Annotated in this window: 22 protein-coding genes, 1 tRNA gene and 1 pseudogene; 10 read left to right on the top strand and 14 right to left on the bottom strand. The window is 64.0% G+C overall.

Translation table 11 applies throughout. From position 1 onward, the window contains the following. Positions 1-80 precede the first annotated feature (80 nt). Positions 81-1007 carry a LysR family transcriptional regulator gene (locus UP09_RS09945; RefSeq protein ID WP_044537959.1) on the bottom strand — a complete coding sequence of 309 codons (927 nt, stop codon included), beginning with the start codon at positions 1005-1007 and terminating at the stop codon, positions 81-83. A 105-nt stretch (positions 1008-1112) separates the two neighbouring features. Here UP09_RS09945 and UP09_RS09940 point away from each other — a divergent pair, with 105 nt between their 5' ends. Then, the gene (locus UP09_RS09940; RefSeq protein ID WP_044537958.1) at positions 1113-2282 is read left to right on the top strand and encodes a CaiB/BaiF CoA transferase family protein; all 1170 of its coding nucleotides are present in this window, start codon (positions 1113-1115) and stop codon (positions 2280-2282) included. A 7-nt stretch (positions 2283-2289) separates the two neighbouring features. Continuing rightward, entirely contained in the window at positions 2290-3237 is a 948-nt protein-coding gene (locus tag UP09_RS09935) for a hydroxymethylglutaryl-CoA lyase-like TIM-barrel protein (protein WP_044537957.1), read from the top strand. A gap of 92 nt (positions 3238-3329) precedes the next feature. On the opposite strand, the gene UP09_RS09930 is transcribed toward UP09_RS09935, so the two are convergent. Continuing rightward, positions 3330-4217 (bottom strand): YiiX/YebB-like N1pC/P60 family cysteine hydrolase, encoded by an 888-nt coding sequence (locus tag UP09_RS09930; protein ID WP_245301864.1) that lies wholly within the window; start codon positions 4215-4217, stop codon positions 3330-3332. Between the two features lie 211 nt (positions 4218-4428). Between UP09_RS09930 and UP09_RS09925 the strand changes: the two genes are divergently transcribed. Together UP09_RS09925 and UP09_RS09920 are read left to right on the top strand one after the other, a co-directional pair. Next, on the top strand, positions 4429-5844 hold the full coding sequence (locus UP09_RS09925; RefSeq protein WP_044537956.1) for a flavin monoamine oxidase family protein: 1416 nt from the start codon (positions 4429-4431) through the stop codon (positions 5842-5844). After that, positions 5844-6521 carry a Dph6-related ATP pyrophosphatase gene (locus UP09_RS09920; RefSeq protein ID WP_044537955.1) on the top strand — a complete coding sequence of 226 codons (678 nt, stop codon included), beginning with the start codon at positions 5844-5846 and terminating at the stop codon, positions 6519-6521. Before UP09_RS09925 ends, UP09_RS09920 begins: the two co-directional genes overlap by 1 nt. Positions 6522-6890: 369 nt before the next feature. Here the strand turns inward: UP09_RS09920 and UP09_RS09915 are convergent, their stop codons facing one another. From UP09_RS09915 to pheS, 4 genes are all read right to left on the bottom strand, one after another. Beyond that, on the bottom strand, positions 6891-7832 hold the full coding sequence (locus tag UP09_RS09915; RefSeq protein WP_044537954.1) for an MBL fold metallo-hydrolase: 942 nt from the start codon (positions 7830-7832) through the stop codon (positions 6891-6893). Between the two features lie 39 nt (positions 7833-7871). Then, positions 7872-8648: a sulfite exporter TauE/SafE family protein gene (locus UP09_RS09910; RefSeq protein ID WP_044537953.1), complete on the bottom strand. Its 777-nt coding sequence runs from the start codon at positions 8646-8648 to the stop codon at positions 7872-7874. Between the two features lie 202 nt (positions 8649-8850). Then, complete coding sequence (gene pheT / locus UP09_RS38965) at positions 8851-11460, bottom strand: phenylalanine--tRNA ligase subunit beta (protein WP_044537951.1); 2610 nt, start codon at positions 11458-11460, stop codon at positions 8851-8853. Between the two features lie 109 nt (positions 11461-11569). Next, complete coding sequence (pheS, locus tag UP09_RS09900) at positions 11570-12652, bottom strand: phenylalanine--tRNA ligase subunit alpha (RefSeq protein WP_044537950.1); 1083 nt, start codon at positions 12650-12652, stop codon at positions 11570-11572. Positions 12653-12800: 148 nt separating this feature from the next. On the opposite strand from pheS, the gene UP09_RS09895 reads away from it, so the two are divergent. Then, positions 12801-13211: a hypothetical protein gene (locus UP09_RS09895; protein WP_044537949.1), complete on the top strand. Its 411-nt coding sequence runs from the start codon at positions 12801-12803 to the stop codon at positions 13209-13211. A gap of 3 nt (positions 13212-13214) precedes the next feature. Here the strand turns inward: UP09_RS09895 and rplT are convergent, their stop codons facing one another. Further along, on the bottom strand, positions 13215-13574 hold the full coding sequence (gene rplT, locus UP09_RS09890) for a 50S ribosomal protein L20 (RefSeq protein ID WP_044537948.1): 360 nt from the start codon (positions 13572-13574) through the stop codon (positions 13215-13217). Between the two features lie 77 nt (positions 13575-13651). Further along, on the bottom strand, positions 13652-13852 hold the full coding sequence (rpmI, locus tag UP09_RS09885) for a 50S ribosomal protein L35 (RefSeq protein ID WP_044537947.1): 201 nt from the start codon (positions 13850-13852) through the stop codon (positions 13652-13654). 251 nt (positions 13853-14103) lie between these two features. Between rpmI and UP09_RS09880 the strand changes: the two genes are divergently transcribed. Then, the gene (locus UP09_RS09880) at positions 14104-14544 is read left to right on the top strand and encodes a hypothetical protein (RefSeq protein ID WP_044537946.1); all 441 of its coding nucleotides are present in this window, start codon (positions 14104-14106) and stop codon (positions 14542-14544) included. A gap of 157 nt (positions 14545-14701) precedes the next feature. Here the strand turns inward: UP09_RS09880 and infC are convergent, their stop codons facing one another. Next, entirely contained in the window at positions 14702-15241 is a 540-nt protein-coding gene (gene infC / locus UP09_RS09875; protein WP_044538017.1) for a translation initiation factor IF-3, read from the bottom strand. Between the two features lie 230 nt (positions 15242-15471). Between infC and UP09_RS09870 the strand changes: the two genes are divergently transcribed. Continuing rightward, positions 15472-16272, top strand: a complete 801-nt coding sequence (locus UP09_RS09870; RefSeq protein ID WP_044537945.1) for an alpha/beta hydrolase — start codon at positions 15472-15474, stop codon at positions 16270-16272. A 25-nt stretch (positions 16273-16297) separates the two neighbouring features. Then, a complete protein-coding gene (locus UP09_RS09865) occupies positions 16298-16765 on the top strand; it encodes a nuclear transport factor 2 family protein (RefSeq protein WP_044537944.1) in 468 nt (155 codons plus the stop codon). Positions 16766-16864: 99 nt separating this feature from the next. Here the strand turns inward: UP09_RS09865 and UP09_RS09860 are convergent, their stop codons facing one another. From UP09_RS09860 to UP09_RS09850, 3 genes are read right to left on the bottom strand one after another with little or no spacing between them, the layout of a single operon-like run. Further along, a complete protein-coding gene (locus UP09_RS09860) occupies positions 16865-17662 on the bottom strand; it encodes an acyl-CoA thioesterase domain-containing protein (protein WP_044537943.1) in 798 nt (265 codons plus the stop codon). A 34-nt stretch (positions 17663-17696) separates the two neighbouring features. After that, positions 17697-18884, bottom strand: a complete 1188-nt coding sequence (queG, locus tag UP09_RS09855) for a tRNA epoxyqueuosine(34) reductase QueG (protein WP_044537942.1) — start codon at positions 18882-18884, stop codon at positions 17697-17699. Next, on the bottom strand, positions 18833-19525 hold the full coding sequence (locus UP09_RS09850) for a glutathione S-transferase family protein (RefSeq protein ID WP_044537941.1): 693 nt from the start codon (positions 19523-19525) through the stop codon (positions 18833-18835). The genes queG and UP09_RS09850 overlap by 52 nt, the downstream gene beginning before the upstream one ends. Before the next feature lie 278 nt (positions 19526-19803). Here UP09_RS09850 and UP09_RS09845 point away from each other — a divergent pair, with 278 nt between their 5' ends. Next, complete coding sequence (locus UP09_RS09845) at positions 19804-20610, top strand: undecaprenyl-diphosphate phosphatase (protein ID WP_044537940.1); 807 nt, start codon at positions 19804-19806, stop codon at positions 20608-20610. 153 nt (positions 20611-20763) lie between these two features. Here the strand turns inward: UP09_RS09845 and UP09_RS09840 are convergent, their stop codons facing one another. Next, entirely contained in the window at positions 20764-21732 is a 969-nt protein-coding gene (locus UP09_RS09840) for a complex I NDUFA9 subunit family protein (RefSeq protein WP_044538016.1), read from the bottom strand. Positions 21733-21876: 144 nt separating this feature from the next. Between UP09_RS09840 and UP09_RS09835 the strand changes: the two genes are divergently transcribed. Further along, a tRNA-Leu gene (locus UP09_RS09835) sits at positions 21877-21963 on the top strand. Positions 21964-22114: 151 nt separating this feature from the next. Here UP09_RS09835 and UP09_RS09830 read toward each other — a convergent pair. Beyond that, positions 22115-22978: pseudogene (locus tag UP09_RS09830) on the bottom strand (translation factor GTPase family protein); the annotation flags it as partial. Positions 22979-23205 lie beyond the last annotated feature (227 nt).

The following is a 23205-nucleotide window of genomic DNA, read 5'->3' as shown; positions in this document are numbered from 1 at the left end:
GTCCAATCGGACCATGTTTGGCAACCGGGAGCCAGAAATCCAGACGAACATATCGAAGCAATCGTTCGATATTTTCGAACTCAGATGAGGAGAGTCGCCTCCCAGGCGCCGCGGCCGACCTGTTCGGCGATCAGGGCGCGGATCAGCCGGCACATTTCCTCCATCGCATAGGTCATCGGGCGGTTGCGCAGCCGGCACAGATAGAGCGTGCGGGTCAGCTGCGGGTCGATCACCTCGCGCGCCACCAGTTTCCCGGCCTTCAATGGCTCGCTCACGAAATGAGTGGTTGCGATCGTGCAGCCCAAGCTAGCAGTGAGCGCGCCGATCATGCCGCTGGTCGAATTGAGATGCATGATGGCGTTGGCCTCCAGCCGCTTCAGCGGCACGGGGTCGTCGAGCAGCGCGCGGGCCGACAACCCTTGCCGCAGCAGGATCAGCGGCAGCCGAGCCACCTCCTCCAGGCGGATCGGCGCCTTGGTCTTGCCGATCAGCGTCTCGGTGCCGACACAGAACATCTGCTCTTCCAGCACGGGCTCGGCGATCAGGTCCTTCTCCGACGGCGGGTTGTAGACCAGCGCGAGGTCGACCTCCGAACTCATCAGATGCAGCAGCGTCGCACCCGAGAGACTCTCGGTCAGCGACAGCTTCAGGTTCGGATATTTCGTCAGCACGGTCCGCATCAGCGGCACGCCGATCGCCTTCATCCCGGAATTGGCCATGCCGATCGAGATGTCGCCGGCAATCGCGCCGCCACCTTCCTTGATCTCGCGTTCGGCCGCGGCCATCGCGCGCAGGATGATGCGGGCATGCTCATAGAGCCGTTCCCCGGCCGCGGTCGGTTCCATGCCGCGCGGCTTGCGCTCGAACAGCGGCGTGGCGAATTCAGCCTCGAGGTTCGCGATATGGTGGCTCAGCGCCGATTGCGCGACATTGACCTGATCCGCCGCCCGCGACAGGTTGCGCTGCTCGTAAACCGCGATGAAATAGCGAAGCTGGCGCGAATCCATGGGACCAAAGCGTTCTAGAACCGCGAATGCACTATTCGACAGATTATATTTTTCAGATAGCGTGCGGAAGCCTAATCTCAGGGAAGAGTGAGCACGGAGAAGCCGATGACCGGGAGCGGGTTGCCGCTGGAAGGCGTGAGGGTCGTGGAGATGACCCACATGGTGATGGGTCCGACCTGCGGCATGGTCCTGGCGCAACTGGGCGCCGAGGTGATCAAGGTCGAGCCCCCGGCCGGCGACAAGACCCGCTCGCTCGGCGGCATGGGTGTCTCGTTCTTCCCGCTGTTCAACCGCGGCAAGCGCAGCGTCGTGCTCGATCTCGCGAAACCTGAAGACCGCGAGACGATGCACCGGCTGCTCGCCAGCGCCGATGTGTTCCTGGAGAATTTTCGCGACGGCCAGCTCGAGAAGCAGGGACTCGGTGTCGAGGAGCTGCGCAAGACATATCCGGATTTGATCGTCGCCGGCCACAAGGGCTTTCTGTCCGGCCCCTACGACCACCGCCCGGCGCTCGACGAGGTCGTGCAGATGATGTCGGGGCTCGCGGCGATGACCGGCACGCGCGACAAGCCGCAGCGCGTCGGCTCCTCCGCCAACGACATTATGGGCGGCATGTTCGGCGCCATCGCGATCCTGGCCGCGCTCTATCAGAAGCGCGGCGGCAACAGGGGCGGCGCCGATATTCGTATCGGGCTGTTCGAGAACTGCCTGTTCCTGGTCGCCCAGCACATGGTCGAGTACGAGATGACCGGTCGCAAGCCGCGCTCGATGCCTGAGCGCGAGCATGCCTGGCCGATCTACGATATTTTCAACGCCGCCGGCGGCGATCGCATCTTCATCGGCGTCGTCACCGAAGGTCATTGGCAGAGTTTTTGCCGCGAATTCGGCTTGCAGGAATTTGCCGAGGATCCCACGTTGCGCACCACCACGGACCGCATTATGGCGCGCGATCGGATCATCCCCCGCGTGGCCGAGGTGATCAAACGCTGGAATGTGGCGGAGCTGTCGGCCAGGCTTGACGCGCTCAACATCTGCTTCTCGCCGATCAACCGGCCCGAGGATCTGCTGCAGGACCCGCATGTGTTGCGCCCGGGCGGCCTCGTCAACAATGTCAACGCCGACGGCAAGCCGTTCCGCGTGCCGGCACTGCCGGTCGAGTGGAACGGCTGCAATATCGGTGAGGGCCTGAAAGTGCCGGCGCTTGGTGCCGATACCGACGATGTCCGTGCCGAGCTCGAACAACAAAAATGCTCTTCAACCGGAAACGCTGCGTGAGGCTGCCATGACCCGCGTCCATGATATCTATCCTAACGACCGAGTGAGCCTGCGCGAGGTCGGCCTGCGCGACGGCCTGCAGCTGGTGAAGACATTGCCGTCGACATCGGCCAAGCAGCGCTGGGTGCGCGATGAATACGCCGCCGGCGTCAGGCATTTCGAGGTCGGTTCGTTCCTGCCGGCCAAGACCTTTCCGCAGTTCGTCGATGTCAGGGACGTCGTCGCAACCGTTGCCTCGTTGCCCGGCGCGCACGGCGTCGCGCTGGCGCTGAACGAGCGCGGCGTCAATGAGGCGCTGGCCTCCGGTGTCGCCGAGATCGCCTCTGTCGTTTCGGCAACCGAGGAGCACAGCCAGGCCAACGCCAATCGTTCGCGCGAGTCCGCGATCGCGAACATCAAGCGGCTCTGCGAGTTGCGTGACGCCAGCGCGCACAAGCCGCTGGTCAATGCGGCGATCTCGATGGCGCTCGGCTGCTCGATCGTCGGTCCTGTCGATCCGACCGAAGTGCTGCGCCTCACCGAGCAGCTTTACGAGGCCGGTGTCGACATGGTCGCGATCGCCGATACCGTCGGCTATGCCGGGCCGAAGCAGGTTGGTGAACTGACGCGGGGCGCCGTGAGGATCGCAGGCTCGAAGCCGGTCTGCGTTCACCTGCACGACACCCGCGGCATGGGCATTGCGAATGCCTCCGCCGCGCTCGATGAAGGCGCCCGCGTGCTCGACGGCTCGCTGGGTGGCCTCGGCGGCTGCCCGTTCGCACCGGGCGCGACCGGCAATGTGGTGTTCGAGGATCTCGTGTTCCTCTGCGAGAGCAAGGGATTTCCGACCGGCGTCGATCTCGACCGGCTGATCGCGGTGCGGGCGATCCTGAAGTCGGAGATGCCGAACGAGGCGCTGTATGGCGGTCTCGCGCGTGCCGGGCTGCCATCTGGGGCCAAGGCACGGGCGGCGTGACCGTCTAATCGTGGTGATGCCCTCGCTTGCGCGGCTTCTTTCCTGACGCGGTCGGGATCATCACCACGCGGCCATAGCGGACGCGCGATGCGCTAGACCAGTGCCGGCTCCGCGGCGACGCGCGTCACTTCCGCAACCGGAACCGGTGCCTCCTCGTCAATCTCTTCAGGAGCAAGCGGCGGCGATTTGCATTCTGGAAACACGCCGAATTCGCCCGCTACCTCCTGGAGCGGCTTTTGCTTGTCGGCCCAGTGCAGGGCCGTGTAATCGAATCCGTGCACGATGGTGGGTTTGACGACTTCGAAATAGGGCGAGATGTCGAAGTCGCGCGGCATGTAGAGCGAGGAATCGCGGATATGCAGGATCTCGCGGCGCGCCTTGCGGCTGGCGGCGCGCGTGATCTTGGGCAGGATCGGATAGCGAACGGCATCGAAGGCCTGCGCGATCAGCGCCGAGCAGATGATCTTGGTCGGATCGCCGGAGCCGAACGCGATCATGCGCCGCCGCCAGCGCTGCGGGATCGGCAGCGGGAACAGGAAACGTGCCAGGTCGACGATGTTCTTGGTGTCGTAGCCGAAACCGATGCGGTTGATCGCATAGCGGCACACCGTGGTGCGGTCCTCGTAGGACAGTCCGACCGGACGGCACATCCTTGTGTGGTAGGGGAAATATTTCGACAGCGGCGCTGAGGTCACGCCCTCGCCGATATTGGCCTCGATCAGCATATGCTGCTCGCCGTCGGCTTCGAACGCACCGTCGATCGGTCCAACATAGAGCGCGGCGTGCGACCAGGTCGACTGCGTCAGGTACTTGATGATGCCGGAAATCCGGTTGTTGCCTTCGACCAGCAGAACGTCGCCCGGCTGGATGATGCCGCGCAGATGTTCCGGATCGCTCGGCGTAAACGGCTCGTAACCCGGGACTTCCTTTTGCAGGTACCCCGCGATCCATTGGCCGACGGTATCAAGCACGACCCCCATTGGAATCTCCCCCAGCGGTTCTACGACCGCTTGTGTTCCCTTAGCATGGTCGCAAGCCGTTTCAATTTAGTTCATGCATGACGCGGATCAATCATGATTGATTTACCATGACGGTTGCTGCGATCGGTGAGATACGGCTAAGTTCGCGAAGCGTTCCCCTTTGCTGCAAGTCCCCGGAAACCATGCCAGTAATCTTGCCAGTGATCTCGCCATGACAATGACCCGCCGCGATTTCCTGTCGGCGTCTGCAGTACTGGCGTCTGCGCCAGCGCTCAGTGGCCGGGTCCTGGCTGCGCCGTTGCCGCGCGAGGCTGACATTGTCGTGATCGGCGCGGGCGCCGCAGGCATTGCCGCGGCGCGCCGGATTGCAGCCGCGAACCGCAAGGTGATTGTGGTGGAGGCCGCAGGCCAGATCGGCGGGCGCTGCCAGACCGACGCGTCGAGCTTCGACGTGCCGTTCGATCGCGGCGCGCGCTGGATGCATAATCCCGAGACCAATCCGATGATCCGGCTGGCCCGCGCCGCCGGCTTCGAGATCGTCACGGCACCCGCGGGCCAGAAAATCCGCATCGGCCGGCGCTATGCCCGTCCCGGCGAGACCGAGGAGTTTCTGGCCGCGCTGGTGCGCACCAACCGCGCCATCGACGATGCCTCGCGCAGGGCCGATATCGCCTGCGCGCCGGCGTTGCCGAAGGATCTCGGCGATTGGGCTGGCACGGCCGAGTTTCTGCTCGGCGCCAGCTTCAGCGGCAAGGATCTGAAGGACGTCTCCGCCGTCGACAAGGTCCGTGCGCAGGACCGCAACGGCGCGATCGCCTGCCGGCAGGGCTTGGGGGCCCTGATCGCCAAGCTCGGCGAGCAGCTTCCGCTGGCGCTCTCGACGCCCGCGCAGCGGATTCTGTGGAGCAATCGCGACGTGGTGGTCGAGACACCTTCCGGCAAGATCAGCGCCCGCGCCGCCATCGTCACCGTGTCGAGCAATGTGCTCACGAGCGGCAACATCAAATTCGGCCCCGACATTCCGAAGCGCACGCTCGATGCTGCGGCGAAACTGAGCCTCGGCAGTTACGATCGCATCGCGCTGCAACTTCCCGGCAATCCGCTCGGACTCTCGCGCGACGACGTCATCATCGAGCAGAGCAATTCGACCCGGACGGCGCTCCTTTACGGCAATATCGGCGGCTCGTCGCTGTGCACGATCGATGTCGCCGGCTCTTTCGGGCGCGATCTCTCTGCGCAGGGCGAGCAGGCGATGGGTGCGTTCGCGGTCGAATGGCTGAGCAAGCTCTATGGCAGCGAAATCGGTGCCGCCGTGAAGAAGACGACCGCCACCCGCTGGAATGCGCAGCCCTTCATCCTCGGCGCGATGTCGGCCGCCGCTCCGGGCGCGCAGCTCTCGCGAAAGATCCTGACCGAGCCGATCGGCTGCCTGTATCTCGCAGGTGAAGCCACGCATGAGACGCTGTGGGGCACCGTCGATGGCGCCTGGGAGAGCGGCGAGCGCGCTGCCGAGGCCGCGCTGCGGCGGATCGGTGCGCTGAAGGACGCGGCGCCCGAAGCCGCCGCACCGGCCGCGAAGCCGCGGCCGCACCGTGCGCGCTCTCACACAGCCTCGCCGATGAACTGATGTCACCGCCAAAGGCACTGATCTCCTGGTCGAGCGGCAAGGACAGCGCGTTCGCGCTGCACGAGGTGCGGCGTGCCGGCGAGTTCGAAGTCGTCGGTGCGCTGACGACCGTCACCGAGACCTTCGGCCGGGTCTCGATCCACGGCGTCCGTCAGGAGATCCTGCACGCACAGTGCGAAGCGGCGGGATTGCCGCAGCGGATCGTGCCGATACCCTATCCCTGCCCGAACGAGGTCTACGAGGCGCGGATGGGAGAAGCAGTGGCGCAGGCCGTTCGTGACGGCGTCACCCACATGATCTTCGGCGATCTGTTCTTGACCGATATCCGCGCCTATCGCGAGCAGAAGCTCGCCGGCACCGGCATCGCGCCGGTGTTTCCATTGTGGGAGCGGCCGACCGAGGCGCTGGCGGCTGCGATGCTCGCAAGCGGGCTCGAAGCCTGGCTCGCCACGGTGGATCTGAAAAAAATTCCGGCCGAGTTCGCCGGCCGCAAGTTCGATGCGCGTTTGCTGGCCGACCTGCCCGCGAGCGTCGATCCCTGCGGCGAGAACGGCGAGTTCCACACCTGCGTCGTGGCGGGGCCGATGTTCAAGCATCGGCTTGCAGTCACAACCGGAGAGCGCGTCGAACGCGACGGCTATGCGTATTGCGATTTGGTGATGGCGCCTGCCACATAACCGCTTTCGTCCCTGCGGAAGCAGGGACCCAACCTCCGCGGCCGATGTTGTGAATGGGACTCGTCGTTCCAGCGTCGCAAGGCAATTCGCATTTGTGGTTATGGGTCCCGGGTCAAGCCCGGGACGACAGCGAATTTGTGGCGTGATCTGTGAGTCCGGGCGAGGGGCGCTTGCACGATTTCGGTATAATGGAATAATGCCGCCGATTTGCCCGACATGTCGAGTTGTCGTGTCGAGCGCCTACTTTGCATGGGGTTGTTTTCGATATTTTGGCAGTGCGCCCCTGCCCGCAAGGAGGGAGGGAGCCTGCTGACCTCAAAAGAGTCTTGCTCTGTTCACGGACTACGCGAGACGATAGCGCTCGCCGCCTCACACCGGCAGCCTCAGTTCCATCAGGTCGCGGGCGACGATGAGGCGGCCTTTGAAATGCTTCCTGGCCTCGCTGCTCCAGTCCTCGTCCGTCACGTCAAGCTCGCCGGGTACGAGGTGGCTCATCACCAGCACCTTGACATCGGCAGCATCCGCAATGCGGCCGACGTCCTCGGCGGCGGTGTGGCTCTCGAGCAGATGTTTTTTCAACGTGGCGCCGTTCTTGACGCGCGCCACCAGTTTGTCGACCCAGGGGAGATAAATCGCCTCGTGCACGAGGACGTCGGCGCCATGCGCGAACTCCGCGAGCTTGGGATTGTAGGCGGTGTCGCTGGAGAACACGATGGTGCCGTCCGGCGTCTCGAACTTGTAGGCGAAATTGTCAGTGATCGGAGGATGCGGGGTCCGGAATGCCGTCACCTTCACATCATCGGTCTGCAGCACCACGCCGTCCTCGGTGATGTCCTTCGCGATCAGAAGTTTGCGGAGATCGGGGCGGCCTTCATCTTCGATGCGGGTCTCGATGTCGAATTTGTTCAGCTCCCAATAGGTCTTCGTCATCGCCTCGATGCCGTTCGGCCCGAACGAGTGAATCGGGGTCGACAGCCCGGTTGCCCAGGCGTTGTAGACAAGGTTGCCGTATTCGAGATTGTGGTCGGAGTGATGATGGCTGATGAAGATGTACTTCACCGATTCCAGCGGCACGCCGGCGCTGACGAGCTGGTGGCTGACGCCCATGCCGCAATCGATCACGAACGGGGTGCCGTTGACGACGACAAGGTTGGCAGGATTGGACGGACCGACGCCGACCCGCGGGCCGCCCTTGGTGCCGAGGAACACGATGCGGGTGCGCGGTTTTGCGGTCTGGGCAAGCACGGGGGAAGCGGCGAGCACTGCGGCGCTGCCGAGCGCCAGTTTCAATGCATTGCGGCGGTCGATCATGGGTCTCTCCCCGTCGTTTTCTCGTTATGGCGACGCAGCCTAGCCGCCGCGCAAAATGCCATCAAGCGCGGGTAGGCCGGCGATGACGGCGGCGGCAATCAACGCGTAGCAGATCGCGCGAAACACGTTCTCGCTCGCTTTGCCGAACAGCGAGGCGCCGAACCAGACGCCGATGGCATAGACCGGACCGACGATCAGCGAGAACTTAATCGAGTCGATCGTAATCAATCCGGTGAACCAGTAGCTCACCAGCGAAAAGAAGTCGGAGGCGCCGAAGAACAGCACGATATTGGCGCGGGAAATGATCGATGAGACCGGGCGGCCGAGCCAGTAGGCGACGATCGGCGGCCCACCGGTCTGCGCCAAACCGCTGCAGAAGCCGGAGAGGCCGCCAACGCCGACCGACAGCGCGATGTGATCCTTGCCGTGGTAACGCCAGCCCGACAGCAGCAGCAGCAGGAGGGCGGCGACAAAGCAGGAGATGATCCAGCGCGTGGTGACGGGATCGAGCACGGTGAGGAAATAGGTGCCGATGGGAACGCCGACGAACGCGCCGGCGACCATGATCGCGGTCGCCTTGCGATCGGCGTGGGCCCAGGCGTTCGGCAGCAGCGGGGTTGCCGCAACGAAATCGATCAGCAGCAGCAGCGCTGCGACCAGCCGCGGCCCCGCGATGCTGCTCGCCAAGGGCATGAAGATCAGCGCCGAGCCGAAGCCGGAAAATCCGCGCGCGGTGCCCGAGACGAAGGCGATCGCACAGATCGCGAGCGCGACGTTGGTTGAGATGTCGGAGGGGATGAGGCTGAGTGGGGTCATGCGATGGGCGTAATGGCTTTTCTTGTTATGGGCCGCAATCTCAGCTGCACCTCGCCCTGCTTGCGGGGAGAGGTCGGAATTCAAGCAGAGCTTGAATTCCGGGTGAGGGGGAGTCTCCGCGAGTACGTCTACCAGTCCGTACGGGGAGAGAGCCCCTCACCCCAACCCTCTCTCTGTAAGAACGGGGAGAGGGAGAAGAACATCATCCCCGCAGCGTGCCGCCGGTCTTCTTGGTCACTTCGGCGACCACCTTCGCCGCGACTGCGTCGATCTCCTGGTCGGTCATGGTCTTTTCGCGCGGCTGGATCGTCACCGCGATGGCGATCGACTTCTTGTCGGGGTCGATGCCCTTGCCTTCATAGACGTCGAACACGGTGACGCCTGTGATCAGCTTCTTGTCGACATTCTGCGCGGAGCGGACGATGTCGCCCGCCTTGACGCTGCGGTCGACGATGAAGGCGAAGTCGCGCGACACCGGCTGGAATGCGGACAAGTCGAGCAGCGGCTTGGCGCGGGTCGGCTTCTGCTTGCCGTCCGGGATGCGCTCGAGGATCACCTCGAAGGCGATCATCGGGCCGTCGGCGCCGAGCGCTTCCAGTGCGCGCGGATGCAGCTCGCCGAAACTGCCGAGCACGTTCTGCGGACCGATCTGGATGGTGCCGGAGCGTCCCGGATGCAGCCAGGCCGGGCCGCCCGATACGATCTGCAGCGCCTGCATCGGCGCGCCGGCCGCAGCAAGCACGGCGAAGGCGTCGGCCTTGGCGTCCATTACATTTGCTGTTGCCGAGCCCGACCAGTTGCGGCCGAGTCCGCTGGACGACGCATAGCCGTGGCGCACGCCGGCGGCGGCAACGAACTGGTTCTCGGGCTTGTCGCCGCGGAACACCTGGCCGACCTCGAACAGTGCGACATCGGGATAGCCGCGGTTGATGTTGGCCTGCGCGGCGGCGACGAGGCCCGCCAGCAGGCTCGGCCGCATGTCGGACAAATCAGCCGCGATCGGGTTGGCAAGCACCAACTCGGCCTGTCCGCCGCCAAACAGTTCGGCGGCAGGCCTGGTGATGAACGAGTAAGTCACGGCCTCCACCATGCCGCGCGCGGCCAGCGACCGCTTGGCGCGGCGGGTGCGATTCTGCAGTGGCGTCAGCACCGGCTTGCGCGGCGCGTCGCCACGCTCGAACGGCGTCATCGGCACCTTGTCGACGCCAACGATGCGCACGATCTCTTCGACGATATCAGCCTTGCCCTGCACGTCGGTGCGCCAGGACGGGATCGCGACCTTCACCACCGGGCCGTTGCCGGCCATAACGAAGCCGAGGCGCTTGAGGATGCCCCGCATCTGCGGCAGAGGCACCTCTATGCCGGCGAGCCGCTTCACCTCAGACAACGGAAAATCGATCGCGCGGTCGTCGCCAAGGCGGTTGCCGGCCACCACGCCATCAGCCTTGCCATCCGCGTCAGTGCGCCAAGAGGGAGCCGCGACTTTCACCGCCGGGTCGCTGCCGTTGACCATGAAGAGGCCGGCAAAGAGGCGCTTTATCTTGGCTAGGAGCCCGTAGCTACTGGCTGGGCGCTTGACTTCGCTGACCGGAAAATCGATCACGCGACCCTCGCCGAAGCGTTTTCCCACCACGACATTCTCGGACGGTGTGCCGCCGCAGAGCTCCAGCACCATTTTGGTCGCGAGCTCGAGCCCGGGCACTATGAAGGCGGGATCGACGCCGCGCTCGAAGCGGTAGCGCGCGTCGGAATTGATGCCGAGCTTGCGGCCGCTCTGCGCGATATTGATCTCGTTCCACAGCGCCGATTCGATCAGCACGTCGGTGGTCGCTTCGTCGCAGCCCGAGGCCTCGCCGCCCATGATGCCGGCGAGCGATTCGACGCCGTGCTCGTCTGCAATCACGCAGACCTTGCTGTCGAGCGTGTAGGTACGGCCATCGAGCGCGAGCAGCGTCTCGCCGTCTTTCGCACGACGGACGGTCAGATTGCCCTTCACCTTCTTGGCGTCGAACACATGCAGCGGACGCGCGCGGTCGTAGGTCATGAAATTGGTGATGTCGACCAGCGCGTTGATCGGACGGAGCCCGATCGAAGTCAGGCGCTTCTGCAGCCAGTCCGGCGACGGGCCGTTCTTCACCCCGCGCACCAGGCGCAGCGCGAAGCCCGGGCACAGCGTGGCGTCTTCCACCGTCACCTGCACCGGGCAGGGGAATTCACCCTTGATCGGCTTGATGCCGGGATCCTTAAACTTGCCCATGTCGGCGGCGGAGAGATCGCGCGCGATGCCATGCACGCCGGTGCAGTCCTGCCGGTTGGGTGTCAGATTGATCTCGATCACGGGATCGCCAAGCGCGGCCCAGGCGGCATAACCCTTGCCGATGGGTGCATCAGCGGGCAGCTCCATGATGCCGTCATGGTCTTCGGAGATTTGCAGCTCGGCCGCCGAGCACAGCATGCCGCGGCTCTCGACACCCCTGATGGTGCCGACGCCAAGCGTGATGTCCTTGCCGGGGATGTAAGTGCCGGGCGGTGAGAACACGCTGATCAGCCCCGCCCGCGCATTCGGCGCCCCGCACACCACCTGCACCGGCGCCCCGCCGTCGCCGGTGTCGACCATGCAGACGCGCAAGCGGTCGGCGTTCGGATGCTGCTCGGCCGAGATGACGCGCGCGATGGTGAACGGCGCCAGCGCCTTCGCCTTGTCCTCGATGCTCTCGACCTCGAGCCCGATCATGGTGAGCTTGTCGGCGAGTTTTTCCAGCGGCTCGTCGGTCTCGAGATGATCCTTCAGCCAGGAGAGGGTGAATTTCATGACGTTGGCTTCTCTTGTCCCCTCTCCCGCTTGCGGGTCGCGACGAGCTTCGCTCGCGCTGAGAGGGTTAGGGTGGGGGCTCTCTCCGCGATGGCAGCGAGGGTGAGACTCACGAGCTCAATCCCCCCGCCAGTGTCGGGATGTCCTGGGGCTTGAAGCCGTAATGGTTGAGCCAGCGGACGTCGTTCTCGAACATCTGGCGCAAATCGGCGATGCCGTATTTCAACATCGCGATGCGGTCGATGCCCATGCCCCAGGCGAAACCCTGGTAGACATCAGGATCGATGCCGCAGGCGCGCAGCACGTTCGGGTGCACCATGCCGCAGCCGAGGATCTCCATCCAGTCCTCGCCTTCGCCGAAGCGGATCTCGCCCTTGTCGCGGCGGCACTGGATGTCGACTTCGAGCGACGGCTCGGTGAACGGGAAGAACGACGGCCGGAACCGCATGTTGATGTGGTCGACTTCGAAGAACGCCTTGCAGAACTCGTGCAGGATCCATTTGAGGTGACCGAGATGCGAGCCCTTGTCGATCACGAGGCCTTCGACCTGATGGAACTGGGGCGTATGGGTTGCGTCGGAGTCGATGCGATAGGTGCGGCCGGGGCAGATGATGCGGATCGGCGGCTTCTGGGTCAGCATGGTGCGCACCTGCACCGGCGAGGTGTGGGTCCGCAGCAGCATGCGCGAACCGTCTTCCTTCGGGTTGAAGAAGAAGGTGTCGTGCATCTCCCGCGCCGGATGGCCTTCCGGGAAATTCAGCTTGGTGAAGTTGTAGTCGTCGGTCTCGATGTCAGGACCTTCGGCGACCGAAAATCCCATGTCGGCGAAGATCGTGGTGACTTCGTCCCAGACCTGGGTCAGCGGGTGGATACGGCCGGCCTCCGCCGGCGTCTCGCGCAGCGGCAGCGTGACGTCGATGGTCTCCGACGTGAGGCGCGCATCGAGTGCGGCGGACTTCAGCACGTCGCGCCGCGCGGTCAGCGCCTGCGTTACCGCATCCTTGGCGAGATTGATTTTCGCGCCTTCCGTCTTGCGCTCGTCCGGCGACATTTTTCCAAGGGTCGCGAGCAGAGCGGAGATCGAGCCCTTCTTGCCGAGGGCGGCGACGCGGACCGCCTCAAGGGCGGCTTCGTCGCCGGCGGCGGCGATCTGGTCGAGGATGGATGTTTCGAGCGTTGCGAGGTCGGACACTGGCGTTCTCTGTTTGCAAAAGCCGCTGGGTTGTCGCCGCCCAAAGGCCGTAACGTCAAGCAAAAAGCCGGTCATTTCGGGCGGATGATCGGCTGTTGAACCCCTGGTCGCGACGTGGGATCAAGGGGAGCTTTGGGAGGCCCACGCGATGGTGTTGCGATCTTGCCTGGCCGCTTTGGCGGTGCTGTGTGCCCTCAGTGAGGCACGGGCCGCCACCGAGGAGTGTCCCGCCCAATCGACCGAGGGGGACGTCATCATCGCGGCGCTGCAGGCAGCGCCAAACTGCGACCGCGCGATGAAGATTTTTCGAGCATGTGAATATGGCGCCAGCCCTGACGTGCAGTTCGGCGCCATCGTCGAGCAAAAATGCGAGGCGGATTTTCTGCCTCGCCTCGGAGCATCGCAGAAAAAGGCTTATGCGAGCCAACTCAGCCGTTGTGACGCCAAATACGCGAACGACAGCGGCACCATGTACCGCTCGTTCACGGCGTTTTGCCGGGCAGAGGTGTCGCAGCGTTATTCTCAGAAGGCGCTGAAGGCGGGCCCGAAGGCCCGCTAGATATCAGGCGGCCAGCGCGGCCTTGGCCTTCTCGGCGATCGCCTGGAACGCCGCCGGTTCGGTGATCGCGAGATCCGACAGCACCTTGCGGTCGACCATGACGCCCGACTTCGAGAGGCCGTTGATAAAGACGCTGTAGGTCATGCCGAACGGACGAACCGCGGCATTGATGCGCTGGATCCAGAGCGCGCGGAAGGTGCGCTTCTTGCGCTTGCGATCGCGGAAGGCGTACTGGCCGGCCTTTTCGACGGCCTGCTTGGCGGCGCGGATGGTGTTCTTGCGGCGGCCGCGAAAGCCCTTGGCGGCCTTGTAGACTTTCTTGTGCTTGGCGTGAGAGGTCACACCGCGTTTGACGCGTGACATGACGGAAATCCTTGGATTCTAAAGAGGTGACTGGTTGGCCTGCGCGGACGCGGCCGGGTTCAAGCGGATGGACGCGATCAGGCGTTCGGCAAGAAGTACTTCTTGACGTTGTCGCCGTCGGTCTTGAACAGCACGCGGGTGCCGCGGAGCTGACGGATCTGCTTCTTTGTCCGCTTGATCATGCCGTGGCGCTTGCCGCTCTGGGCGTGCATTACTTTGCCGGTGGCAGTCACTTTGAAGCGCTTTTTAGCGCCCGACTTGGTCTTCAGCTTGGGCATTTGGCTCTCCTATGGCCAACACGAATATCGCCCAAAAGGCGTTCGGTCGGCTAAAATGCTCGTTAGAGCGTTGGAAGTGCTAAGGTTTTTCCCGAATTGAAAGAACCCGCACAGACGTCGCCACGGCAGCCCTTGATCAGCCGGTCGACGAAGCCGGGCTTATGACAGAGGAAAAGCAGTTTTGCAACGATGAACCGGGCAGCCGGCTGATGTGACTGAGGGGCATTGCAGTCACCCAAGGTGCGATAATCATGACCCATTCCTCCCCATCAAGTTCCTTTGCAAGTTCCCCTTTTGCTGTTTTGCGGCCCTCTCGCGCCCTGCGGGCGCTCCCTTTGCTGGCCTGCCTTGCGGTCGGGATGATGTCAGGCCCCACCGAGGCCAAGGCGAGGCCCGCGCGTGGTGGCGCCTATGACGGTGTCTGGAACGTGGTCTTTGCCACGACACAAGGCACCTGCAGCTCCGGTTACAGCGTCCCGTTCACGGTGACCGGCAGCCGGGTGTCGTCGGCCGGTGGCGGACGGGTCTCGGGCGCGGTCAACCGCACCGGCAGCGTCGCGGTCAACGTCTCGGTCGGCCGCTCCCACGCCACGGGCGGCGGTCGGCTGGCTGCCGGCAACGGTGCCGGGACCTGGCGCGGCGAAATCTCCGGCGACCGCTGCAGCGGCACCTGGCAGGCGACACGGACGTAGCGGGTAACCCGGATGAAGCGCAGCGCAATCCGGGGCAGGTGCATACGCGGATCGACCTGCCCCGGATTTCGCTTCGCTCCATCCGGGCTACGAAAAAGAAACGGCCCGCCAGATGATCTGACGGGCCGCTTTCTATCGGCAATCGAACAAATTCGAATTAGCGCGGCGCCAGCACCATCACGACCTGGCGGCCCTCGAACCTTGCGTCCTGCTCGACCTTGGCGAATTCGGCAACGTCGGCCTTCACCTTGTCCAGCAGCTTGGTGCCGATCTCCTGGTGCGCCATCTCACGACCGCGGTAGCGCAAGGTGATCTTGACCTTGTCGCCTTCCTCGAAGAAGCGCTGCATCGCGCGCATCTTCACGTCATAGTCGTGATCGTCGATCATCGGGCGGAGCTTGATCTCCTTGATCTCGACGACCTTCTGTTTCTTGCGGGCTTCGGCGGCTTTCTTCTGCGCAGAATATTTGTACTTGCCGTAGTCCATGATCTTGCAGACCGGCGGACTGGTGTTCGGCGAAATCTCCACGAGATCCATACCGGCATCCATGGCCATCTTGATGGCCACCACGGTTTCGATGGTGCCTTTGTTGACACCATCCACATCGATCAGCTGGATCTGTGCGTTGCGAATCTCATCATTGGTGCGCGGCCCGTCTTTGGCGACTGTCGGCGGGGCTCTATTGGGACGGCGAATGGGTAGCTCTCCAAGGTTGTGAAAGGGAAGGCGGATATTTTGAAGCAAGACGCTGCAAGGGGCAAGCGAACTCGCTAGTTACGCCGCAAAACCGTCAAATGCGAGGCATTTTGGTCACGCCCGGCAGATATAGCGCTGCTGCGCGCTGCGCAAGGCGCAAAGGCCACGGCCGTTGACCGATGCCATCAGCTCATTGAAAAGCGAGTATCTGACGCGCGAGTGACCGAACCATGAGCCAAGCTGCCGCATCCACTGAGGAACCCGCCTTTATCGAGGTCGGCGAGGGCGGTGGGGCGCGCCGAATCGCGGTGCGTGCCCGAAACGGCAATGATCCCGGCCTCTTCTGGCTCGGTGGGTTCAATTCCGACATGACGGGCACCAAGGCGATCGCGCTGGACGGCTGGGCCGCCGAGCACGGCCGCGCCTGCATCAGGTTCGACTATTCCGGCCATGGCGAATCCGGCGGGCAATTCGCCGACGGCACGATCGGCCGCTGGCTCGAGGAGAGCGTGGCGGTATTTACGCAGTTCTGCCGCGGGCCGCAGGTCGTGGTCGGTTCCTCGATGGGCGGCTGGATGGCGCTGCTGCTGGCGCGCGAGATCGCCAAACGGGACGATGCTGGCGGGCGCGCCTCGCTCGCAGGCCTGGTGCTGATCGCGCCGGCGCCCGATTTCACCGAGGAACTGATGTGGAAGGGATTTTCGCCCGAGATCCGCGCCGAGATCGAGACCAACGGCGTCTGGCTCCGCCCGTCGGAATATGGCGACGGCACGCCCTATCCGATCACCCGCAACCTGATCGAGGAGGGCCGCAACCATTTGCTGCTCGGTAGCCAGATCGATGTCGGCTGCCCGGTGCGCATCCTGCAGGGCGCGCAGGATCCAGACGTGCCGTGGAAGCACGCCTTCGCGCTGGTGCATCGGCTGCCGGCCGATGACGTGGTGCTGACCATGATCCAGGACGGCGATCACCGCCTGTCGCGCCCGCAGGACATCGCGCGCATCATCGCCGCGGTGGCGGAGATCGGTTAGGCTTCCCGCAAAGGGAGCAACGCCAATGGATACGACACAAATGCTGCGTGCGTTCTGCGACGCGGTCGAGCAGCGCAACGGCAACGCCTTCGCAAGCCTGTTCACCGAGGATGGCGTCTACCACGACGTGTTCTATGGCGCGTTCGCGGGCCACGCCAAAATCGCCGAGATGATCGACGACTGGTTCTACCGCACCGCGACCGATTTCCGCTGGGATATGCACGCGCCCGTCAGCGACGGCGAGACGCTCTATGCGCGCTACACGTTCAGCTATCGCTCGATCCTGCCGGAAGCCAAGGGCGCGCGGGCGATGTTCGAGGGCGTCGCGATCATGCGGCTGCGCGATGGCAAGATCACGGAGTACCACGAGGTCGCCAACACCGCGCCGGCCTTCGTCGACCTCAACTTCGCAGCTGAGCGCATCGCCAAGATCATGGCCCGGCAGGGCGCCGCGCTGAAGGCGCGGCCGGAGATGGCGCGGCATCTGGCCTAGCTGTCATTCCGGGGCATCGCGCAGCGATGAACCCGGAATCCAGAGGTTGCGGCGCGAGATTCCGGGTTCGCGCTTCGCGCGCCCCGGAATGACGAATGGTTACGGCGGCGGCGGGTTTGTCATCGGCTTGCGCTGCGCCAGCGCTGCGACCGTCGACGTGCCGATCGGGCCCTTCTCATCGTAGAGCCAGCACTCGCCGATCGCGACGCCGTCGGTGGCGTGATGGTTCACCACCTCGAAGCCGATCCAGTTGGTCACCGGCAGCCGATGCAGATAGATCGTCACATCGCTGTTGATGTAGCCGAGCCCCTGGTCGCCGGCATTGGCGAACGGGCTGGCGAAATCCGCACCCGTGGCGACATGGACGAACGGCGTCATCGGCGTGCCCTCGACCAGCTCGCGCAGCTCGCTCATCCAGAGCCGGCGCGGACCGAGCGAGCCCATATGGCCGACAATCGGCCGCGTTTCCCATTTGCCGTTCATGCCGAGCCTCGGATCGGTCGGCTTCGGAATGTCTGATGGCGCCGGCACCTCCCAGTTCGGCGGCGACCACACATTGCCCGGGGCATTTTCCGTCTTGCGCAATAACTGGCAGGAGGCGCGCGCCATGCTGGTGCCGCCGGAGACGAACTCCGCCTCGATCGCCTTGATGCGCATGCCGTCGCGCACGAGCTTTGTCGTCACCTCGATCGGCGTCGTGATGTTGGGCAGGCGAAACATGTCGACCGTGAGCCGTGCCGGGACGAAATCGTCGGCGCCGTGGCGCTCCTCGATGACGAAAGCAAGCAGGCCGATCACGACGCGGCCGTGCAGGGATTCCGGACTCCACGGTCCGTTCGCAACAGCCGTCGGCATGAAGCCGTCGCCGCGCCTGGTGAAGAAGGGCTGGTTTGTCATGGCCTGCGACCATGACGGAAATGTTTTGGTGAAATCAAGAGGCCGCCGCCTGCCATTCCTGCTGCACAGTGCTGTCCTGCTCGCCGTCAGCCTGTAACGCCAGCGCCGCGAACGCATCCCGCTCGATCAACTGCGACAACGCCCACACCGCAGCACCCCGCACCAGCGGGCTCGTATCGTCGAGCAGACGCCGCGCCTCGTCGGCGAGATCAGCATCGCCGGAATTGCCGATCGCGATCAGCACATTGCGAACAAAACGGTCGCGGCCGATGCGCTTGACCGGCGATTTCGAGAACAGCGCGCGGAACGCGGCGTCGTCGAGCCGCGCGAGATCGACAAGCGCGGGCGCACGCAACGCATCACGCGCAGCGAGTTTGGCTTCGCGCCCCTCTTGCGCGAACTTGTTCCACGGGCACACGGCAAGGCAATCGTCGCAGCCATAGATGCGGTTGCCGATAGCTTTGCGAAACTCGCGCGGGATCGGTCCCTTGTTCTCGATGGTGAGATAGGAGATGCAGCGTCGCGCATCGAGCTTGAACGGCGCGGGAAACGCCGCGGTCGGGCAGATGTCCTGGCAGGCGGTGCAGCTGCCGCAATGATCGGTGTCGCTGCTATCACGCGGCAGGTCGGATGCGCTGAAGATCGCGCCGAGAAACAGCCACGAGCCGAATTCGCGCGAGACCAGGTTGGTGTGCTTGCCCTGCCAGCCGATCCCCGCGGCCTGCGCCAGCGGCTTCTCCATCACGGCCGCGGTGTCGACGAACACCTTCACCTCGTCGCCGCTGATTGCAGCGAGCCAGCGCGCCAGCGTCTTCAGCCGCTTCTTGATCACGTCGTGATAATCGTCGCCCTGCGCATAGGCCGAGATCGTGCCCGAGCTGCGGCGCTTGAGGCTCTCAAGCGGATTGGCGTCGGGTCCGTAATTGACGCCGAGCATGATGATCGAGCGCACGCCGGGCCACAGCACGCGCGGATCGGCGCGGCGCTCCGGATTGGCGGCCAGCCAATCCATGTCGCCATGGCCGCCAGAGTCGAGGAATTCGAGGAAATACTTTCCGGCCTGCGCGGTGGCGCCGGGGTCGGTGACACCAATCTGGTCGAAGCCGAGCGCGCGCGCTTCGCGCGTCAGCGCCGCCTTGAGATCATCGGGAGAAAGCCTGACCGCCTGGCTCAGAAGTCGAGGTCCACATAGGTCCGCGACGCCGGCACCCCCGCCAGCCATTCGCTGAGCAGCGGGCGGAACGACGGCCGGGATTTCACCCGCGCGTACCATGCCTTTGCCGCGTCGTCCTCGCTCCATGGCACGTCGCCCAGATAGTCGATCGCCGAAAGATGCGCCGCGGCGGCGAGGTCCGCGTAGGTCAGCCGGTCGCCGGCCAGATAGTTCCGCGTCTTCGCCAGCCAGCCGATATAGCTCAGATGATAGCGCACATTGACCTTGGCCGCGCGCATCACGTCGGCGGCCGGCGCGCCGCCGCCGTTCTCCTCGCTCATGAAGCGCTTGTAGATCCGCTCGGTCACCAGCGGGTTGGAGGCCTCCTCGAAGAATTTCTCGTTGAACCACGCCATCAGCCGGCGCACCTCGACGCGCTCGGCGATCGACGCCGGCAGCAGCCGCCGCTCGCCGGCCTCCAGCCCATGCGCCTCGTCGACATATTCGGCGATGATCGGCGCGCTGGGGATCGGCGGAAAACCCTCGGCGATCAGCACCGGCGTGGTCGCCGCCGGATTGAGCGCAAGGAACGCCTCGCGCCGCTCCCAGACCCGTTCCTCCACCAGGCGCAGATCGAGGCCATACTCGCCGAGCACCAGGCGAATGAAGCGCGAATGCGGGCAGAACGGGTGGTGATACAGCGTGTACATGGAGTCCTTGGTAGTGTCGCGGCGCTTAAGAAACCATCAACCTGTGTGGCCTGAGCCTGTGTGACGTGGCCGCACAAGACTCGGTCATCTCTATGTCGCGTCGTCACACGAACGGATAGCCACCCCCGCACAGGATGCGGGTCACAAAAACGCTATAGCCCAGCAAACCGATCAGGCAACCCTGTTTGGCGTTTTTTTGCGATTGCAGCAAATGGGGGAATAGGCGAGAAGGGCGCGGTTTTTGCAGACTTCTCTCCAGACATGGGGCAGGCCAGATCATGATGACGGATATGGTGCGGGCGGTGATTCTCGGCATTGTCGAGGGCGTCACCGAGTTCCTGCCGGTTTCTTCGACGGGCCACCTGCTGCTTGCGGAGCGCTTCTTCGATCTCGGCGAAGGCAACTTCTGGAAGAGCTTTGCGATCCTGATCCAGCTCGGCGCGATCCTCGCGATCGTCGTGCTCTACTTCGCCAAATTGTGGCGGGTCGCGCTCGGCATGTTCTCCAACCCCGACGACCGGCGCTTCGTCATCGGCGTGCTGGTGGCGTTCCTGCCGGCGGTGGTGATCGGCCTGATTGCCGGCAAGTACATCAAGGAATACCTGTTCAATCCGTGGGTGGTCTGCTTCTCCCTGATCGTCGGCGGCGCTGTGCTGATGTGGGTCGATCAGCTCGATCTGCATCCGCACGAGGACGAGGCCACGCGGTTTCCGCTGCTGATGTATTTCTGGATCGGCCTTGCGCAGTGCCTCGCCATGATCCCCGGCGTGTCGCGCTCCGGCGCCAGCATCGTCGCCGCGATGCTGCTGGGCGCGGAAAAGCGCGCCGCGGCGGAGTTCTCGTTCTTCCTCGCGATCCCGACCATGATCGGCGCGTTCGCCTATGATTTCTACAAAAACCGCGGCGACTTCACGACCGACAATCTCAGCCTGATCGCAGTCGGCTTCGTGGTCTCGTTCATCACCGCGCTGGTCGTGGTGCGCGCATTCCTCAACTTCGTCACCCGCCGCGGCTTCACCTTCTTCGCCTGGTGGCGCGTGATCGTCGGCACCCTCGGCCTGATCGCGCTGGCGATGGGGAAGTAATCAAGAATTCCGCTGTCGTCCCTGCGAAAGCAGGGACCCATAACCACAGCTCTCTGTTGGTTACGTAGAGCTGTGGCCCCAGCTTTACAGAACTCGGACAGTCGTGGTTATGGGTCCCGGCTCGCGCTTCGCTTGGCCGGGACGACGAAAGAGCTACGCGCTCTTCTTCTGGAACTGCCCCGTCGCGCGGAAGCGCCAGAGATATTGCGGGGCGATCGCTTCCATCGAGTCGGGCGTGATGCCGAGACCTTCGAATGTCAGCCCGGCTGTCTTCGCGGCCTCCGACACCACATTGTCCGAGCGCAGCATCGTCACCTGGTCGGGCGTCAGCTTGAACGCACCCGGCGCGAATTGCAGCACCAGCGCTTGCAGCTTGGCGAGGCCGAACGGCAGCGGCGCCAGCATGCGATCGCGCTGCGTGATCTCGAGGATGATCTCCATCACCTCGCGCATGGTCAGCACTTCCGGCCCGCCGAGCTCGTAAGTCGCGCCGGCCTTGGCATTGCTGTCCACGATATCAGCCACCGCCCGCCCGACGTCGGCGACATAGGCGGGCTGCAATTTGTTGACCCCGCCGCCGACCAGCGGCAGCACCGGCGACATCCGCGCCAGCGCCGCAAAGCGGTTGGTGAACTGGTCCTCGGGTCCGAACATCAGCGACGGCCGCACGATGGTGGCCGACGGCGCTGCCGCTTTCACCGCCGCCTCGCCGGCGGCCTTGGAACGGTAATAGCTGGAGAGCGAATTCTCGTCGGCGCCCACAGCCGAGACATGGATCATCCGGGCGCCCGCCGCGGCCGCCGCCTTGGCAATGGTCTCGGCCCCCTTCACTTGCACGGCGTCGAAGGTCTGCCCGCCGCCCTCGCTCAGGATGCCCACCAGATTGATCGCGATGTCCGAATCGCGCATCGCCGCCTCGACCGAGGCCGGGTAGCGCACATTGGCCTGCACGGCGTGGATCTGGCCGACCAGGCCGAGCGGCTGCAAATGGCCGGCGAGTTCGGGCCGCCGCACCGCGACACGGACCCGATAATTGCGCTTGCACAGCGCCCGGACCACGTTCCGCCCCAGAAAACCCGATCCGCCGAAGACCGTGACTGTTGTTTCCAGGTTCGATGCCATGAGGTCCATTCCTGCCGGATTCGAGAGTTATTGAGGGCACTTAGCCGTTTGGCGATACGCCATCGGCCCCATCCTGTACAGCGTATAAGAATTCCCATTCGCGAATTTGACAAGCGCGCGACCGAACTTTAGTAACGCGCCCACGCCCAGGTGGTGGAATTGGTAGACGCGCTGGCTTCAGGTGCCAGTGGCTTAACGGCCGTGAAGGTTCGAGTCCTTTCCTGGGCACCACCCCCCTTTTTAAGCGATTGAGATCGCTGAGCATCCGTAGGGCGGGTGAGGCGCCCGCGTCCGCCGTAGCTCAAGGAGCGAAGGCGGAAGCCGTAACCCGCCGGCGGTCATTGCGCCCGAGCGGGATTCGGGCGCTCGTGGCGCCGCAGTTTCAGGCGCGCATTCCTATCGCAGGTCCAAAGGGCGGGTCATCATCGTTGGGTGGTGCTATCGCATAGTGATCGAACTGCATCGCGAAGGTCGCGCGCCCTTGGCTCGCCGCGTACAGGCCGTTCGTGTAGCCAAACATATTCATCAGTGGCACCATCGCAGTGATAACGATGCCGTCGCCGCGGACGCTTTGATCCTGAATCCTGGCGCGACGAAGCCTCAGGTCGTGCATGACTGGAGCTAGGCGCTCTCCTGAGGTTACCACCTCGACCTTCATGATCGGCTCGAGCAGCACGGACTTCGCCATCTGTAGCGCCTCGCGGAAGCAGGCGCGGGTGGCGATTTCGAAGGCCATCACCGACGAGTCGACGTCGTGGAACTTGCCGTCGATCAGCTGTACCTTGACGTCGACCACCGGGAAACCGGCGACCACGCCCGAGGACAGCACGCTCGCAAGGCCCTTTTCGACGCCGGGGATGTATTCCTTCGGCACCGCGTCGCCGACGATCATGAACTCATAGCCCTTGTCGGGCTCGTTCGGCTCGACCACGAGGGTGACGGAAGCGAACTGGCTCATGGGGCCGAGCGGCCTCTTGTAGATGTAGCTGTGCTCGACGCGCTTGGTGACACGCTCGCGGAACGCGACCTGCGGCGCGCCGATACGGGCGTCGACCTTGTAGATGCGCTTCAGGAGATCGATCTTGCCGTCGAGATGCAGTTCGCTCACGCCCTTCATGATGAGCTGGCCGGACTCGTGATCGATGGACACGCGGAAGGACGGATCCTCAGCGGTGAGTTCGGCGAGGGCAGCATCAAGCTTCACGCTTTCTGCTTTCAACTTGGGTTCGATGGCAATTTCGATAAGCCAAGGCACTGTCATCGCCTGATCCACCAATGCTCATTCCGTAATCAACGTATCACGGAATCAGCTAAGGCGGATTACGCCTTCGGCTAATCTACCCTACGCGTTGCTGCTCGATCTCCATGTCGTTGGGACATTCGCTTCGCATCGTCATCGATTCGATGCCAAAGAAGAAAGCCCCGGCATTGCCGGGGCTTCGATTGTTGCGACAGATCGGACGCCGAAACGTC

The organism is Bradyrhizobium sp. LTSP885, from assembly GCF_000938305.1.
Lineage (GTDB): Bacteria > Pseudomonadota > Alphaproteobacteria > Rhizobiales > Xanthobacteraceae > Bradyrhizobium.
Note: the sequence above shows the minus strand (reverse complement) of the source record. Positions and strands in the feature narration are given on the sequence as shown.